General features: G+C 74.0%; 15 protein-coding genes and 1 tRNA gene. 10 read left to right on the top strand and 6 right to left on the bottom strand.

Annotated elements, in window-relative coordinates:
- Positions 1-62: 62 nt before the first annotated feature.
- Positions 63-1,259: a glycine C-acetyltransferase gene (locus tag IAG42_RS05115; protein WP_188335819.1), complete on the top strand. Its 1,197-nt coding sequence runs from the start codon at positions 63-65 to the stop codon at positions 1,257-1,259.
- Positions 1,260-1,281: 22 nt separating this feature from the next.
- Positions 1,282-2,184, top strand: a complete 903-nt coding sequence (locus tag IAG42_RS05110; protein WP_188335818.1) for a LysR family transcriptional regulator — start codon at positions 1,282-1,284, stop codon at positions 2,182-2,184.
- Here IAG42_RS05110 and IAG42_RS05105 read toward each other — a convergent pair.
- Entirely contained in the window at positions 2,181-3,248 is a 1,068-nt protein-coding gene (locus IAG42_RS05105) for an SUKH-4 family immunity protein (protein WP_188335817.1), read from the bottom strand. The two genes, IAG42_RS05110 and IAG42_RS05105, sit on opposite strands and share 4 nt — an antisense overlap.
- 183 nt (positions 3,249-3,431) lie before the next feature.
- Between IAG42_RS05105 and IAG42_RS05100 the strand changes: the two genes are divergently transcribed.
- The 3 genes from IAG42_RS05100 to IAG42_RS05090 all read left to right on the top strand — a co-directional run bounded on the left by IAG42_RS05100 (position 3,432) and on the right by IAG42_RS05090 (position 6,324).
- The gene (locus IAG42_RS05100; RefSeq protein WP_188335816.1) at positions 3,432-4,397 is read left to right on the top strand and encodes an alpha/beta fold hydrolase; all 966 of its coding nucleotides are present in this window, start codon (positions 3,432-3,434) and stop codon (positions 4,395-4,397) included.
- Between the two features lie 86 nt (positions 4,398-4,483).
- Entirely contained in the window at positions 4,484-4,843 is a 360-nt protein-coding gene (locus IAG42_RS05095; protein WP_188335815.1) for an MmcQ/YjbR family DNA-binding protein, read from the top strand.
- 104 nt (positions 4,844-4,947) lie between these two features.
- The gene (locus IAG42_RS05090) at positions 4,948-6,324 is read left to right on the top strand and encodes an MFS transporter (protein ID WP_188335814.1); all 1,377 of its coding nucleotides are present in this window, start codon (positions 4,948-4,950) and stop codon (positions 6,322-6,324) included.
- On the opposite strand, the gene IAG42_RS05085 is transcribed toward IAG42_RS05090, so the two are convergent.
- Positions 6,307-6,618, bottom strand: coding sequence for a hypothetical protein (locus tag IAG42_RS05085; RefSeq protein ID WP_223205867.1), 312 nt, complete (start codon positions 6,616-6,618; stop codon positions 6,307-6,309). The two genes, IAG42_RS05090 and IAG42_RS05085, sit on opposite strands and share 18 nt — an antisense overlap.
- 65 nt (positions 6,619-6,683) lie before the next feature.
- A complete protein-coding gene (locus IAG42_RS05080) occupies positions 6,684-6,824 on the bottom strand; it encodes a hypothetical protein (RefSeq protein ID WP_188335813.1) in 141 nt (46 codons plus the stop codon).
- Between IAG42_RS05080 and IAG42_RS05075 the strand changes: the two genes are divergently transcribed.
- The 3 genes from IAG42_RS05075 (at position 6,823) to IAG42_RS05065 (ending at position 8,164) form a co-directional block, all read left to right on the top strand.
- Entirely contained in the window at positions 6,823-7,428 is a 606-nt protein-coding gene (locus tag IAG42_RS05075; protein WP_188335812.1) for a sugar O-acetyltransferase, read from the top strand. The two genes, IAG42_RS05080 and IAG42_RS05075, sit on opposite strands and share 2 nt — an antisense overlap.
- 14 nt (positions 7,429-7,442) lie before the next feature.
- Entirely contained in the window at positions 7,443-7,988 is a 546-nt protein-coding gene (locus IAG42_RS05070; protein WP_188335811.1) for a TetR/AcrR family transcriptional regulator, read from the top strand.
- Between the two features lie 102 nt (positions 7,989-8,090).
- Positions 8,091-8,164: transfer RNA gene (locus IAG42_RS05065), tRNA-Pro, on the top strand.
- 157 nt (positions 8,165-8,321) lie between these two features.
- On the opposite strand, the gene IAG42_RS05060 is transcribed toward IAG42_RS05065, so the two are convergent.
- Positions 8,322-8,537: a DUF6243 family protein gene (locus tag IAG42_RS05060; RefSeq protein WP_188335810.1), complete on the bottom strand. Its 216-nt coding sequence runs from the start codon at positions 8,535-8,537 to the stop codon at positions 8,322-8,324.
- 306 nt (positions 8,538-8,843) lie between these two features.
- Between IAG42_RS05060 and IAG42_RS05055 the strand changes: the two genes are divergently transcribed.
- Positions 8,844-9,377, top strand: a complete 534-nt coding sequence (locus tag IAG42_RS05055) for a DedA family protein (RefSeq protein ID WP_223205866.1) — start codon at positions 8,844-8,846, stop codon at positions 9,375-9,377.
- Positions 9,378-9,404: 27 nt separating this feature from the next.
- Here the strand turns inward: IAG42_RS05055 and IAG42_RS05050 are convergent, their stop codons facing one another.
- Both IAG42_RS05050 and IAG42_RS05045 read right to left on the bottom strand, forming a co-directional pair.
- On the bottom strand, positions 9,405-10,967 hold the full coding sequence (locus tag IAG42_RS05050) for a mucoidy inhibitor MuiA family protein (RefSeq protein ID WP_188335808.1): 1,563 nt from the start codon (positions 10,965-10,967) through the stop codon (positions 9,405-9,407).
- A 3-nt stretch (positions 10,968-10,970) separates the two neighbouring features.
- Positions 10,971-13,034, bottom strand: a complete 2,064-nt coding sequence (locus IAG42_RS05045; protein WP_188335807.1) for a DUF4139 domain-containing protein — start codon at positions 13,032-13,034, stop codon at positions 10,971-10,973.
- A 114-nt stretch (positions 13,035-13,148) separates the two neighbouring features.
- Between IAG42_RS05045 and IAG42_RS05040 the strand changes: the two genes are divergently transcribed.
- Entirely contained in the window at positions 13,149-13,811 is a 663-nt protein-coding gene (locus IAG42_RS05040) for a DUF6226 family protein (protein WP_188335806.1), read from the top strand.
- Positions 13,812-13,909: the final 98 nt, after the last annotated feature.

Genomic DNA, 13,909 nt, shown 5'->3' with positions numbered 1-13,909 from the left:
CTCGGTTCGCCTCCCCCGGCCCCCGCGTCCCTGAACTCCTCACCCCTCTAAGGACTTCTCGCATGTTCGACAACGTACGCGCCGACCTCCAGACCACCCTCGACGAGATCGTCGCCGCCGGGCTGCACAAGCCCGAGCGCGTCATCGGCACCCCCCAGTCCGCCACCGTCGGCGTGACCGCGGGCGGCCGCCCCGGCGAGGTTCTCAACTTCTGCGCCAACAACTACCTCGGCCTCGCCGACCACCCCGAGGTCATCGCCGCCGGCCACGCCGCCCTCGACCGCTGGGGCTACGGCATGGCGTCCGTCCGCTTCATCTGCGGCACCCAGGAGGTCCACAAGGAGCTGGAGGCGCGCCTGTCCTCCTTCCTCGGCCAGGAGGACACGATCCTCTACTCCTCCTGCTTCGACGCCAACGGCGGCGTCTTCGAGACGATCCTCGGCGCCGAGGACGCGGTCATCTCCGACGCCCTCAACCACGCCTCGATCATCGACGGCATCCGCCTCAGCAAGGCCAAGCGCTTCCGCTACGCCAACCGCGACATGGCCGACCTGGAGACCCAGCTCAAGGCCGCCACCGAGGCCGGCGCCCGCCGTAAGCTGATCGTCACCGACGGCGTCTTCTCCATGGACGGCTACGTCGCCCCGCTCGTCGACATCTGCGACCTCGCCGAGCGCTACGACGCCATGGTCATGGTCGACGACTCGCACGCCGTCGGCTTCGTCGGCCCCGGCGGCCGCGGCACCCCCGAGCTGCACGGCGTCATGGACCGCGTCGACATCATCACCGGCACCCTCGGCAAGGCCCTCGGCGGCGCCTCCGGCGGCTACGTCGCCGCCCGCGCCGAGATTGTCGCCCTGCTGCGCCAGCGCTCGCGCCCCTACCTGTTCTCCAACAGCCTCGCCCCGGTCATCGCCGCCGCCTCCCTCAAGGTCATCGACCTCCTGGAGTCCGCCGGTGACCTGCGCGAACAGCTCGCGGCGAACACCAAGCTGTTCCGCACCCGGATGACGGAGGAGGGCTTCGACATCCTCCCCGGCGACCACGCCATCGCCCCCGTCATGATCGGCGACGCGGCCGTCGCGGGCCGCATGGCCGAGCTGCTCCTGGAGCGCGGCGTCTACGTGATCGGCTTCTCCTACCCGGTCGTGCCGCAGGGCCAGGCCCGTATCCGCGTCCAGCTGTCGGCGGCGCACTCCACGGAGGACGTGAACCGCGCCGTCGACGCCTTCGTCGAGGCCCGCGCCCAGCTCGGCTGACCGGTTTGCGACAATCGGGTACATGATCGAAGCGCGGCGGCTGCACATCCTCCGGGCGGTGGCCGACCACCGGACCGTGACCGCGGCTGCCGCCGCGCTGTACCTCACCCCCTCGGCCGTCTCGCAGCAGCTGACGGCCCTGGAGCAGGAGACCGGGCACAAGCTCGTCGAGCGCGGCGCCCGCGGCGTCCGGCTCACCCCGGCCGGCGAGATCCTGCTGACGCACACCAACGCGGTACTCGCCCAGCTGGAGAAGGCCGAGGCCGAGCTCGCCGCCTACAGCACGGGCGAGGCCGGGACCGTCACGCTCGCCTCCTTCGCGACCGGCATCGGCCTCGTCGTCGGCCCGGCCCTGGCCCGCCTCGCGGAGTCCGCCCCCGGCATCCGGGTCCGGGTACGGGACGCCGAGGGCGACGCCAGCCTGCCGATGCTCCTGGAGCGGCAGATCGACGTGGCCGTCGCCGTCGAGTACCGGGGCGCCCCCGGCGCGGACGACGACCGCATCACCCGCGTCGCCCTGTACGCGGAGCCCTTCGACGCGGTGCTGCCCGCCGCGCACCGGCTCGCGGACACGGAGCGGGTGCCGCTCGCCGAGCTGGCCAAGGACACCTGGATCGGGCCGTACCCCGGCAACCCGTGCCACGACGTGGTGGTCCTCGCCTGCGAGCACGCCGGCTTCTCCCCGCAGTTCGAGCACTCCTCCGACGACTTCCGCGCCGTGATCGCCCTCGCCGCGGCCGGCGCCGGGGTCGCCCTGGTCCCGCGCTCGGCCCTCATCGGCGTCGACCTCGCCCAGACGGTGGTCCGCCCCATCGACGGCGCGGCCCCCACCCGCAAGGTCTTCGCGGCCGTCCGCCACGGCGCGGAGGCGCATCCGCTGATCCGGCCGGTCCTGGAGGCGCTAGGCGAGGCGGCACGCGGCTAGAGCACCCCTCCCGCTTCGTCGTGCCACACCTCGGGCCAGTACCGGTAGTCCTCGGGCCCGGTCTCCGGCAGACAGGCCACCGGGTCCACGGACTCCAGCACCCCGACCATGGTGTCGGCCAGGAAGTGGTAGTGCGAGTCGGTGTCGTCCCCCTTGAGGGCGTACGGCTTCTCCAGCGCCTCGACCGTGCCGTACATCCACAGCGCGAACACCAGGGTCGAGATGTCGGCGTTCATCGCGGTCAGGTCGTCGCCCAGGAACGATGTCCAGTGCACCTCGCCCGTCCTGCCGTCGACCACGACATCGACGTCCTGCGGAGTGCCCCCGAGCAGGACGAACCGGTCGGCGTCGGGGATCACTGGGTGGCTCGTGCCGTCCTCGAAGTGGCGCCGCAGCCGCGGATCCCGCGCGCTGGCCGCGCGATGCTCGGCCACCGTGCACAGCGGGTCGTCCTCGCTCCCGGTGGGGTAGAAGAGCGGGACGTCCGACGGCAGCCCCACCTCCGTCAGGAACCGCCGCGTCGGCGCGTGCGTCAGCGCCTCCGGCAGATCGCCGGGCGTGAACCGCCGGACCCCGTCCGCCCCGAAGATGTTCGTGAGCACGTCCGCCGCCAGATCCATCCGCAGCCCCCGCCCGGGCCCCGCGATCAGGGCCAGCGGCTTCACACAGGCCTGGATGCGCCACACCGGCGGCAGCCCGTGCACCCATTCCTCCGGGCCCTCCGCCGCGAGGCCCCAGCCGTCGGATCCCCAGTCCTCCCCGGTGAAGGCCGAACTCAGCAACCGGGCGGCCTCCTTGACCGCCCCGAGCCCGAACCGCCCCCGCAGCCCGGAGAACGGACCTCTGAGCGCGTCGAGGTCCGACACGGCGGCGGACATCCGGCGCAGCGCCTCCGCGGAGGGGGCCAGGGGGTACATCTCGTCGGGCGGATCGTACGACTCCGTCGCGTACACGCGCCCCGTCTCCGGGTCCCGCACGATGTGATGCGCGGTCTGCCCCTCGACCAGCAGATCCCCCAGCACGTCCATCCCGGCGACGCGCGGACAGACCTCCCGCAAGCTCATCAGCGCCGATTCCCGCACCCTCGCCACCATCCCCGCAGCCACACCGCACCGTCGATCACGAACGCCCCCACGCTAGACGCCGCCTCTGACAATCCCGCCCGCCGGCCGGACGACAGGTATGGGCACGGCGGCGACGGGCAAGATGCACCCTGTCCCGCCCCCCCCCCGATCGCGGAGCCGCCCATGACAGCCACCGACCCGGCCTACGTGACGAGCCAGCTGACCACCGGCGACGGAGCCGCCGTGGCCGTCTACACCTGGCTGCCCGACAGCGCCCGCCCCCGCGCCTTCGTGCAGATCGCCCACGGCGCCGCCGAACACGGACTGCGCTACGACCGCTTCGCCCGCCACCTCACCGCCCACGGCTACGGAGTCATCGCCTCCGACCACCGAGGCCACGGCGCGACAGCCGCCACGACCGGCGGCCACGGCGTCACCGACGACGCCGAACCCGGCACCGTCGACGCCTGGCTGTCCATCGTCGAGGACCTCAAGGCCATCGGCGACCAGGCCCGCGCGCTCCACCCCGACGTGCCGTTCGTCCTGCTCGGCCACAGCCTCGGCTCGATGCTCGCCCGCGACTACGCCCAGCGCTACGCCGACGACCTCGCCGGACTCATCCTCTCCGGCACCTTCCGCTCCCTGCCCGGCGCCGACAACGAGGGCTCCATCGCCGCCCTGGAGGCCGACATCGCCGACCGCGGCCGCGCCGCGATCTCCTCGTACGTCCCCGACCTCTTCGCCTCCTTCAACGCGCCGTACGAGGACGAGGCCGGCGCCACCGGCTTCGAGTGGCTTTCGCGCGACCCGGACGAGGTGGACCGCTACGTCGCCGACGACCGCTGCGGTTTCCCGTTCTCCGCCGGCCTGTCCCTGGACTGGGTCCGCGCCGTCCGCCGCATCAACGAACCCGCGAACGTGGCCTGCATCCCCGCCGACCTGCCCGTCCACATAGCCGTCGGCACCGAGGACCCCTGCAACCAGCGCATGACCCTCGTCCACGAACTCCTCGAGGACCTCCGGTACGTCGGCGTCACCGACCTCACCTGGAAGGGCTACGAGGGCGCCCGCCACGAGATCCTCAACGAGACCAACCGCGACGAGGTGCAGGCGGACCTGACCGCCTGGCTGGACAAGCGCCTGCCCTGAAACGGCCGGCACCCGCCCCGACCGGTCCGGACCGGCCGGGTCGTGAACGCGGGCCGTTGTCAGTGCTCTTGGTTACGGTTCCTTCCATGCCCGACGCAGAAGACGTTCGCACCATCGCCCTCTCCCTCCCGGACACGACGGAGAAGATCGCCTGGAGCATGCCCACGTTCCGGGTGGCGGGGAAGATGTTCGCCACGCTGCCCGAGGAGGAGACCTCCATCGCGGTGCGCTGCCCCAAGGAGGAGCGGGACGAACTGGTGCTCGCGGAGCCGGAGAAGTTCTGGATCGCGGACCACGAGGCGGCCTTCGCCTGGGTCCGCGTCCGGCTCTCCGCACTCGAGGACACGGACGAGCTGCGCGACATCCTCGCCGACTCCTGGCGCCAGGCCGCCCCCACCCGACTGCTCGAATCCCACCCGCACTTGGGCCGCCCGGCCACGGACTGAAATCCCCGGCGACCTGTCCGCCCCGCGTGGCATGATCCGGCCCGCGGGGTGGGATCGGGCGGTGCGGCCGTGCGCGGCGCGGCACCGGGGAGGAGCCGGAGGGTATGAGCAGCGGGTCGTCACGGGGGCGGGACGGTACGCGGGAGTCAGGAGAGCCGGGAGAGGACCCGGGGCCGGTCGAGCGGGCGAGGAAGGAGAGAAAGGGGAGACGGCGCGGGATCTGGTCCCGCGACTTCAACCTGTTCTTCACGGCACGGGCCGTCGCGAAGCTCGGCGACACGATGCTGCCCGTCGCCCTCGCGGCGGGACTGCTCCAGTACGGATACGGCGCCGGCGCGGTCGGCCTCGCGATGGCGGCGTCAGTCGGCTGCTTCGCCGGACTGGTGATCTTCGGCGGTGTCTTCGCGGACCGCTTCAGCACGCGGCTGCTGATGATCGGCGCCGACGTCACCCGCCTGATCACGCAGGCCCTCGCCGCGGTCATGTTCTTCACCGGGCACGTGGTGCTCTGGGAGATCTGCGTCATCGGCGCGGTCAACGGCGCGGCCTCCGCCCTCTTCCAGCCCGGCGTCGCCAGCACGGTGCCCCGCCTCGCCGCCGACGTCCAGGCGGCGAACGGTGCGATCCGCGTCGCGGAGTCCGGCGCCCAGCTCGCCGGCCCGGCCGTCGCGGGCATGCTCGTCGCCTTCGCCTCCCCGGGCCTCGTCTTCGCCGCGCACGCCGCCACGTACGCCCTGAGCGCCCTGTGCCTCCTCCTGCTGCGCCTGCCGCCCGTCCCGGTCGACGACCAGGCCCCGCACGAGGGATTCAAGCGGCAACTGATCGTCGGATGGCGGGAGTTCAGCTCCCGGACCTGGCTCTGGGGCGTCATCGCGATCTGGTGCGTCCTGATGGTGGGCGCCTCGGGCCCCGCGATACCGCTCGTCGCGACCCAGGTCACGCAGGAACACGGCCCCCGCGTCTACGGCCTGATCAACTCGGCGCTCGGCGCGGGCACCGTCGTCGGCGGCCTCATCGCCCTGCGCCTGCGCCCCCGCCGGATGCTCCGCGCCGGCTCCCTCGCCCTGTTCGGCTTCGCGCTCTTCCCCGCGACGGTCGGCGCGGGCCTGTCCGTGCCGTGGATGATGGCCGGCTGCGCGGTGGCCGGCGCGGGCCAGTCCTTCTGGGGCGTCATGTGGGCGACCAGCGTCCAGACCCAGGTCCCGCGCGAGGTGCTCAACCGCATCCACGCCTACGACGTCGCCGGTTCCCTCGCGATGGCCCCGGTCGGCCAGGCGCTGGCGGGCCCGGCGGCCGGCCTGTTCGGCACCCATCACGTCCTCCTCGCGGGCGGCGCGGTGACGGTCCTGGTGGCGGCGATGCTGCTGGCCGTCCCGGCGATCAGAGGCCTGGTCCGCGCGGACGCGACACCGGTCCGCACGGGCAGGCCCCAGGCGTCACCGGCGCAGGCCTCCGCCAGATCCTCACCGGAGAAGGGCTGACACCCCGAGCGGCAGGAACACGACCACGCACGGCGACACCAGCATCGCCGCCACGTGCGCGAGCGCCCCCGGCACCCTCCACAGCGCGGCGAACAGCACGAGCCCGCCGAGCAGCCAGCCGACGTAGAGCCACCCGGCCGACTCCCAGGCGGCGCTCTCCTCGGCCCCGGTGGTCGGCGCGGTCCCGATCACGCCGAGCCCCACCAGGAACAGCACACCGCACACCAGCAGATCGCAGACCGCGACGGTGCCGGGGGCCAGGCGGGCCCGGGCCCGGGACATCAAGAGGCTCACGAAGACGGGAGCCTACTCAAGGGCGCGGCAGGCGGCCGGAGGATCGACCGGCTCGGGCCGCTCCATCACGTACCGGCCGCCGCCCGGGGCAGCCCGCGGTGGAGCCGCATGACCCACGCGTACGCGCGCCGCTCCGACCGCAGGCAGTCGAGACCGACGGCCGGGGGCGTACGTTCGTACACTGCGAGGCGTACGATCGTACGCATGCCTGAGTCCACGACACCCCGCCCCGCGCCGGACGCCCTCGCCGACGACCCGCGCTCCCAGCTGGAGCGCATGGAGGCCGGGGACCTCTACATCGCCGACGACCCCGAGATCGCCCGGCGCCAGCAGCGGGCCATGCGCCTGGCCGCCCGCTACCAGGCCGCCCACCTGGAGGACCCGGCCGCGGCCCGCCCGCTCCTCGACGAACTGCTCGGCTCCGTCGGCGAGGACGTGGAACTGCGGCCGCCCCTCTACGTCGACTACGGCAGCAACATCACGATCGGCGCCCGGACCTTCGTGAACTACCACCTGACGGCGCTCGACGTCGCCGCGATCACCATCGGCGAGGACTGCCAGATCGGCCCGAACGTCCAGCTCCTCACCCCGACCCACCCGGTCGAGCCCCAGCCGCGCCGCGACAAGCTCGAGGCCGCCCGGCCCGTCACCATCGGGGACAACGTCTGGCTCGGTGGCGGCGCCATCGTCTGCCCGGGCGTCACGATCGGGGACAACAGCGTGATCGGGGCCGGCGCCGTCGTCACCCGCGACATCCCGGCGAACGTCGTCGCGGTCGGCAATCCGGCCCGCCCCGTCCGCACGATCTGACCGCGGCGACTCTCATGGCCACCGGACAGACCGACCCCCGGCGCCGCGAGACGGTCCTCGCCGCCACCCTCGACCTGATCGCAGACGAGGGCGTCGCCGGCGTCTCGCACCGCAAGATCGCGGCCCGCGCCGGGGTCCCGCTCGGCTCCATGACGTACCACTTCACCGGCATCGACGACCTGCTCAGGGAGGCCTTCACCGGGTTCGCCGCGCACATCGTCGCCGTCTTCGAACGCCACCTGGCCCCGGCCCGGACCCCCGAGCAGGCCCGTGAGGCCGTGACCACGCTGATCCACGCGGTCGCCGAGGGTCCGCGCCGGGACCTGGTCCTGACCCAGGAGCTCTACACCCTGGCCGCCCGCCGCCCCGAGTACCGGACCCTGACCGCGGCCTGGATGCGGAGCAGCCGCCGCCTCCTGGAACAGCACTTCAGCGCACCTGCCGCGCGCCGCCTCGACGCCCTGATCGAGGGCCTGACCCTGCACGGCGCCCTCGACGACACCCCGCCCGACCGCGAGGTGACCCGGACGGCGGTCGCGCTGATCACCGCAGGTCCGTAGCCCGCGGCCCGCCGGGACGGAAAGGGATGCGCGACCACGGCCCGGAGTGCGGTATGGTTTCCGTGCACGTTCGGCCGGGCGAAAGCCCAGGTCAGCGGGCATCGGGACGTGGCGCAGCTTGGTAGCGCACTTGACTGGGGGTCAAGGGGTCGCAGGTTCAAATCCTGTCGTCCCGACTGTGCGGAAACGCAGGTCGGAGGCCGTTCTCTCATCCATGAGAGGACGGCCTTCGCCGTGTTCCGGGTGTGTGGCCGTGTGGCGGGAGCCCTCGACACGACAGCAGGGCCCGGACCGCGCGTCACGGTCCGGGCCCTGCTGTCATGCGGTGGTGCGTCAGCTCTGCGCGGTGTCGTCGCCCGCCTGCGCGGTCCCCTCGGTCCCGCGTGCCTTCTCGCGCATCTTGCGCAGCAGCTCCGCCTTCTTCTCGGCGGCGCTCTCACGGTCGCGGTTGCGGTGCGGGCCGTTGTTCTGCCGCTCGGCGCGGGACAGCCGCTTGCGCGGGCCGCCGCCCTGGCCCACGGGGTTGTTGATGTTCTTGCTGTCGGTCACGGGTTCTCCCGGTGGTGAGGTGAAGTGATCTACGGATTCATCGGTGGAGGAGGGGCGCGGCGGCGACGGACGTCAACGGCGGCCCGTCACGCTCACTCGTAAATCGGCGTCTGGAAGAACATGGCGATGACGTTACCTGGTTCCGCCGCCCCCGCGTGCCACACTTTCTGCCGCCCTGCGCTCTGATCAGGCCGTCCGTCGGACCCGGGGGCGGGGCCGACGGGGCGGCGTCCGTAGAATCGCTGTTCGATGCGCTGTCGGCGTGCCGTGTCCACTGACCTGGTGCACGGGGGAATGAGGAGCGTCGTGGACGGGGCTGTACTCACCGTCGCCGGGCTGTATGCCGTCATCCTGCTGCGAGCCGGGGCGACGTTCGCCGCCGGCTGGTTCGTCGGGTCCGGCGTGCGGCGCAGCCGCTTCTCCGAGCGGATCCCGGCGGCCCGCCTGGAGCGCGCCGAGCGGGCGATCCGGCGCTGGGGGATGCCGGTGGTCGCCGTCTCCTTCCTGACGGTCGGCTTCCAGACCGCCGTCAACTTCGTCGCCGGCACCCTCCGCATGCCCCTGCGCCGCTACCTCCCCGCCCTCTTCGTCGGCGGCGCGGCCTGGGCCACGCTGTACGGCCTCGTGGGTACGGGGGCGCTGGCCTTCCTGCGCTGGCTGTTCACCCGGCACACCTCCTGGGGCGTGGCCGGGGTCGTGTTGCTCGCGCTCGCGGTGTGCGGCGTCGTACTGGTGCGCCGCCGTCGCCGTGCGGCCGGGCCGGATGCCGAACCGGCCGCGGGCGAGGAGCCGGTCGCGGGTGAGACGTCGGACGTGGGCGAGGAGTCGGAGCGGCGCTGACGCCGGGCCGACGCCCCGCCCGCCGGACTACAACCCCGTCACCTTCGCCCCCGCCACCACCTCGTACACCAGCGTCACCGTCGCCCGCCCGCCCGGTGGCAGGGTGAGGTCCCAGCGGGCGATGCCCTCGGTGTCGAGGGTGTCGGGGGACGGGTCGCAGGACTCCTTGCGGAGACGGATGTCGACGTTCGCGACCTCCGAGACCGGGACGCGCTCGCGCAGGGTGATCGTCTCGGGGGCGGTCTCGCCGGGAGGTGAGAAGCGGGAGACGTGGAGGCGGACCGTGCGGGTGATCACGGTGCGCTGGGTGAGCGTCGTCGTGTCGCGGGACTCTTCCGTTCTGCGCGTGACCCGGTAGGTGTCGGCGGTGCCGAAGGACAGTTCCTGGGGTGCGCCGGGGGCCGTGAAGGGGAGCGTGCCGCGGCCCGTGAAGCCGCTGCCCCGGATCAGGTCGACGGGGCCCGCGAGCAGGGCGTGGCCCGTGGGGTTCGTGAAGCGGGCGACCTGGGTGACGAGAGGGGAGAGCTCGGGGGCGCAGACCTGTTCCGTGCGGGCCTGTGCCGTCGCCGTGGTGAGCGGGACGCGGTGGGCGCGGCCGTCGGAGGGGACGGACGCGGGGGACGGGGCGTGCAGGACGCGGGTCTCGCCCCCGTCGTCCACGCCCGGGAGGCCGGACACCTCGAGCGGGCCGACGTCGCTGATGTCCTCCTCGCGCACGGCGACCGCGACCGTGCGGCGCTCCTCCGTCGAGCGGTCCCGCAGGGTGAGGCGGTCCTCGACGAGCCGGGGCGGAGTCGTGGCGCGGGTGGAGCGGGCCGTCGACAGGGTCAGGGCCACGTCCGACCAGTCCTCGCCCGTGCGCTGCCAGACCATCGCGTCGGTCTGGAGGGTGAGTTCGCCGCCGTCGAGGGTCGCCCGGTAGGCGGGGCGCCACAGGGCGCACGGGGTGAGGTGGGTCAGGCGGAGGCCGGCGCGGGCGGGTGCCACGGCCTCGACGGTGAGTTCCACGTGCGCGGTCAGGGAGGGGGGTTCGGACTCGGATAGGTTCAACACCCGGTAGGTCTCGCCGAGTTCGTCCGTCACGACGCTCAGGCGCCCTGTGACCGTGGTGAGTTCGTCCTCCTGGGTGGCGCGCTCGGCGTCCACCCGGTCGAGCTCCGCGCTCCAGCGCTCAGGCTCGCTCTCGCCCGTGCCGGCGCCCTCGGCGATGTCCCGCAGGAGGTCCGTGGCCAGCTTCGCGAGCACGTCCAGGCGGGCGGTCAGGCGGTCGCGGCGCTGTTCCAGGCTCTGCTGCTCCTCGGTGAGGGCGTGGAGCCGGTGGCGCAGCGGGGAGTCGTCCTCGGTGGGCGGCTGGGGGCCGCGCGGGGTCCACGCCCGCACGATCCGTACGTCCAGGACGGTGGCTTCGGCGCCGGTCAGTTCGGCGTGCAGGCTGCGGTCGACGGCGAGCGCGCCGACCGGGCCGAGGCGCAGCCGGTGGACGCCGGCCGGGAGCTCGACCTCGGTGGTGCGCTCGATCTGGGCGCGGTCCTCCAGACACGTCACCGCGGTGACGGGCAGCGGGGCGTCGAACAGGATGTTCTGGGTCATGGGTCAGCTCCTCCGGTTGCCGCCGGTGAGGGCCTTGGCGGCCGGGATCCGGATCTCGTAGCCGCCGTCCAGCACGGCGGTGTCGCCCGCGGGCACCTCGACGCGCCACAGGCGGGTGCCCGGGACGTGCCGGTCGGGGCCCTCGCCGTCGGCCGGGCGGGTCCAGTCGGCGCGCTCCTCGATCCGGATGTCCGACTCGGAGGTGACGGGGACCCGTTCGCGGACCTCCACGGTGACCGGGCGCCGCAGCCGGTTGGCCAGCTCCACGTGGACGCGGTGGGTGAGCACCGTGGTCGTGCTCCGCAGACCCGCGGTCGACTCGTGCTGTTCGGTGCGGCGCGCCACCCGGATCGCCTCGGCGGGCCCGAGCCCGACCCGGCCGGTGCCACCCGGCGCGAGCGTGGGCAGCGCCGTGGTCGGCAGCGGATCGCCGTCGACCGTGACGTCGACCGGGCCCGCCAGGAGGGCCTGGTCGGTGGCGTTGGAGACGACCAGCGTCGCGTACACGGTCTCTTCGACGGACGGCACGCACAGGTACTCGGTGCGCAGACCGACCGGCAGCTCCGTGACGGTGACGGTGTGCCAGGTGCCGTCGGCGGGGATGTCGGCGGGGCCCTGGGCGTCGTAGCGGTGGTCGAAGGAACCGGCCGACTCGCGCGGGCGCACCGCGTGGGCGGGCAGCGCCAGCGCGGACACGGACTGGGCGCGGCGCCGGTACTGGACGGCCACCGGGTCGGCCGGGGTGCCCGGCGAGAGCAGTCCGCGCGTGGCGGCCGGGGCCTCGGGGCCGGCCAGCACCAGGTCCGCGTAGTCGAGTTCGGCGTCGCTCGGCCGCGGGGGGCCGGGCGGCGGTGGGGGAGGCGGCGGTACGGGACTTCCGGCGAGGCCCTGCGGGGCCGGGACCGGACCCCCGGGAGCCGGCGGGGGCACCGGGGCGCCGCCGTACGCGGGAGGCATACCGCCGGGCGGGGCCGGCGCGGCGGGCGGCGGGGCACCGAACCCGGCCGCCCTGGGCCGGGCGCCCCCGGTCCGCGCACGGCGAGCCCGCTGCGGCGCGGCCGCGGGCGTCGACGCGGGCTCCAGCTCGAAGTCCTCGGAGACGTCGGCGGCCCCGCCGGCCACGGCACCCCTGGGCGCGAGCGGCCGCGGTCCCGCCCCGTCGTACCCGGCGAACAGCTCGCCGAGCCCCGCCGGCGGCTCGCGCCAGCCGGACGGTGCCGGGACGGGCTGGCTGCGGCCGATGCGGACCGAGCGCAGGACCGGCACCCCGGTGGGCCGGTGCAGATCGGCCGTGGACAGGCCGAGGCGCACCCCGGTCCAGTCCTCGCCGGTGCGCTGCGCGACCGACGCGCGCAGCACCAGGCGGCCGCCGCCCTCGCCCTGAAGGTGCGTCAGCCGGTACGACGGGACCCAGACCGCGCCCGGCGTCCGGTACTCCAGCTCGACGCGGACCTCGCCCGGAGGCCCGGTGAGCACGAGGTCGGCCGCGACCGTGGTCGGCACGGGGGAGGACGGGGCGTCCGTCGACGCACGCGCAAGGCGGTCCGCGGCGAGGTCGATCTCGTGCTCCAGGACCCGCAGCCGCTCGTCCAGTTCGGCCAGTCCGGCGTGCAGCGTCGTCAGGCGGGCGTCGACGAACTCCGCGAGCTCCAGCCACGCGCCGACCGGGGTGCGCCGGTACGCGGGCTCGTCCCGCCGGCGCGGCGGCGCCACCGGGCGCAGGGCGGCGACCTCGTCGATCCGGCGGCTCTGGCGGTCCCGGCGCGTCTGGACCGCGCGCTGCTCCTCGTACAGACGCTCCACCTCGCGGCGCAGGTCCTCGGGGGCCTGGGGCGCGGGCGGTTCGGCCTCGACGACGACCCGGGCCTCGGTCACGCGGACACCGGAGGCGTCGAGCACCCGGGCCCGCAGCGATCCGTGGTCGAGGGTGCGCGGCAGTCCCGTCACCCGGACCCGGCCGTCCGCCGGTACGGCGCCCCGGGCCAGGCGCACGCACACCGCGCCCCGCGCGTACACCACCACCGACGTGAGCTCCGAACTCCACGACTCTTTCGCCGCGTCCGCCATCGCCGCTCCTCCCCGTGTCTCCCGTACGCCGCCGGCCCGCGGCCGGCCGCTTCGAACCCTACGTCCTGCCCGACGGAATCGGAGCCTCCGCGACGCCCGCGTAAGGTCCCCGGCATGGACCGATCCGTACTGCTCAGGGCCGTTGACGAGGCGTTCGCCGAGACCGGGGCGGACACCCCGCCCTGGCCCGATCCGCACGCCGACCGGGAGCCGGCGGACGAGGAGTACTCGCGCTGCCTCGACCCCGCGAAGTACCGCGTCCTCGCCGCCCGCGCCGAGGCGTGGACGCGCGCGCTGTGCGGGCTCGGGCTCGCGCGGGAGGAACGGATCCCGCGGGCCGCAGGCGCGTTGTGGCGCGGGGAGCCCGCCGTCTCCGTGGACGAGGCCGTACGGCTGTGGCCGCTCGGCAGTGCGGGCGCGGTGCCGCTCCTGTTCGGGTTCGGGGCGATCGACGGCGTGCCGCGGACCGTGCTCACGGTCGGCGCGGGGGAGCCCGCCGTGCCGGCCGCCCTGGTCCCGGACTGCGGCTGCGACGCCTGCGACGACGGCTCCGCGGGCATTCTGGAAGTGCTCGACGAGGCCGTACTGGCCGTCGTCACCGGGGAGTTCGTGCACGTCGACGCCGGACGCGGCCGCACGATCACGGCCCTGCACGACGGATGGTCGGCCGCGGACTGGGAGCGTCCGCTGCCCGGTGTCGGCGGGGCCCTGGAGCAGGCGCGGGCCGGGACGTCCCCGTACGACGTGGTCGTCGGGCGGGCCTGGGAAACGGTGTGAACAGGTCTCGACCACCCGTTGACACCTGACTGATCCTGTTTGAAAAATGGATGGATCAATCAAGTTCTTGCATCCTCGTCCTGTCGCCTGCCCTCGCG

This window comes from Streptomyces xanthii, assembly GCF_014621695.1.
In the GTDB taxonomy this organism is placed as follows: domain Bacteria; phylum Actinomycetota; class Actinomycetes; order Streptomycetales; family Streptomycetaceae; genus Streptomyces; species Streptomyces xanthii.
This window is presented reverse-complemented; position numbering and strand designations above follow the sequence as displayed.

Coding starts and splice junctions, on each gene's coding strand:
- IAG42_RS05115 (WP_188335819.1), top strand. CDS start 63: ATGTTCGACAACGTACGCGCCGACCTCCAGACCACCCTCGACGAGATC.
- IAG42_RS05110 (WP_188335818.1), top strand. CDS start 1,282: ATGATCGAAGCGCGGCGGCTGCACATCCTCCGGGCGGTGGCCGACCAC.
- IAG42_RS05105 (WP_188335817.1), bottom strand. CDS start 3,248: ATGAGCTTGCGGGAGGTCTGTCCGCGCGTCGCCGGGATGGACGTGCTG.
- IAG42_RS05100 (WP_188335816.1), top strand. CDS start 3,432: ATGACAGCCACCGACCCGGCCTACGTGACGAGCCAGCTGACCACCGGC.
- IAG42_RS05095 (WP_188335815.1), top strand. CDS start 4,484: ATGCCCGACGCAGAAGACGTTCGCACCATCGCCCTCTCCCTCCCGGAC.
- IAG42_RS05090 (WP_188335814.1), top strand. CDS start 4,948: ATGAGCAGCGGGTCGTCACGGGGGCGGGACGGTACGCGGGAGTCAGGA.
- IAG42_RS05075 (WP_188335812.1), top strand. CDS start 6,823: ATGCCTGAGTCCACGACACCCCGCCCCGCGCCGGACGCCCTCGCCGAC.
- IAG42_RS05080 (WP_188335813.1), bottom strand. CDS start 6,824: ATGCGTACGATCGTACGCCTCGCAGTGTACGAACGTACGCCCCCGGCC.
- IAG42_RS05070 (WP_188335811.1), top strand. CDS start 7,443: ATGGCCACCGGACAGACCGACCCCCGGCGCCGCGAGACGGTCCTCGCC.
- IAG42_RS05050 (WP_188335808.1), bottom strand. CDS start 10,967: ATGACCCAGAACATCCTGTTCGACGCCCCGCTGCCCGTCACCGCGGTG.
- IAG42_RS05045 (WP_188335807.1), bottom strand. CDS start 13,034: ATGGCGGACGCGGCGAAAGAGTCGTGGAGTTCGGAGCTCACGTCGGTG.
- IAG42_RS05040 (WP_188335806.1), top strand. CDS start 13,149: ATGGACCGATCCGTACTGCTCAGGGCCGTTGACGAGGCGTTCGCCGAG.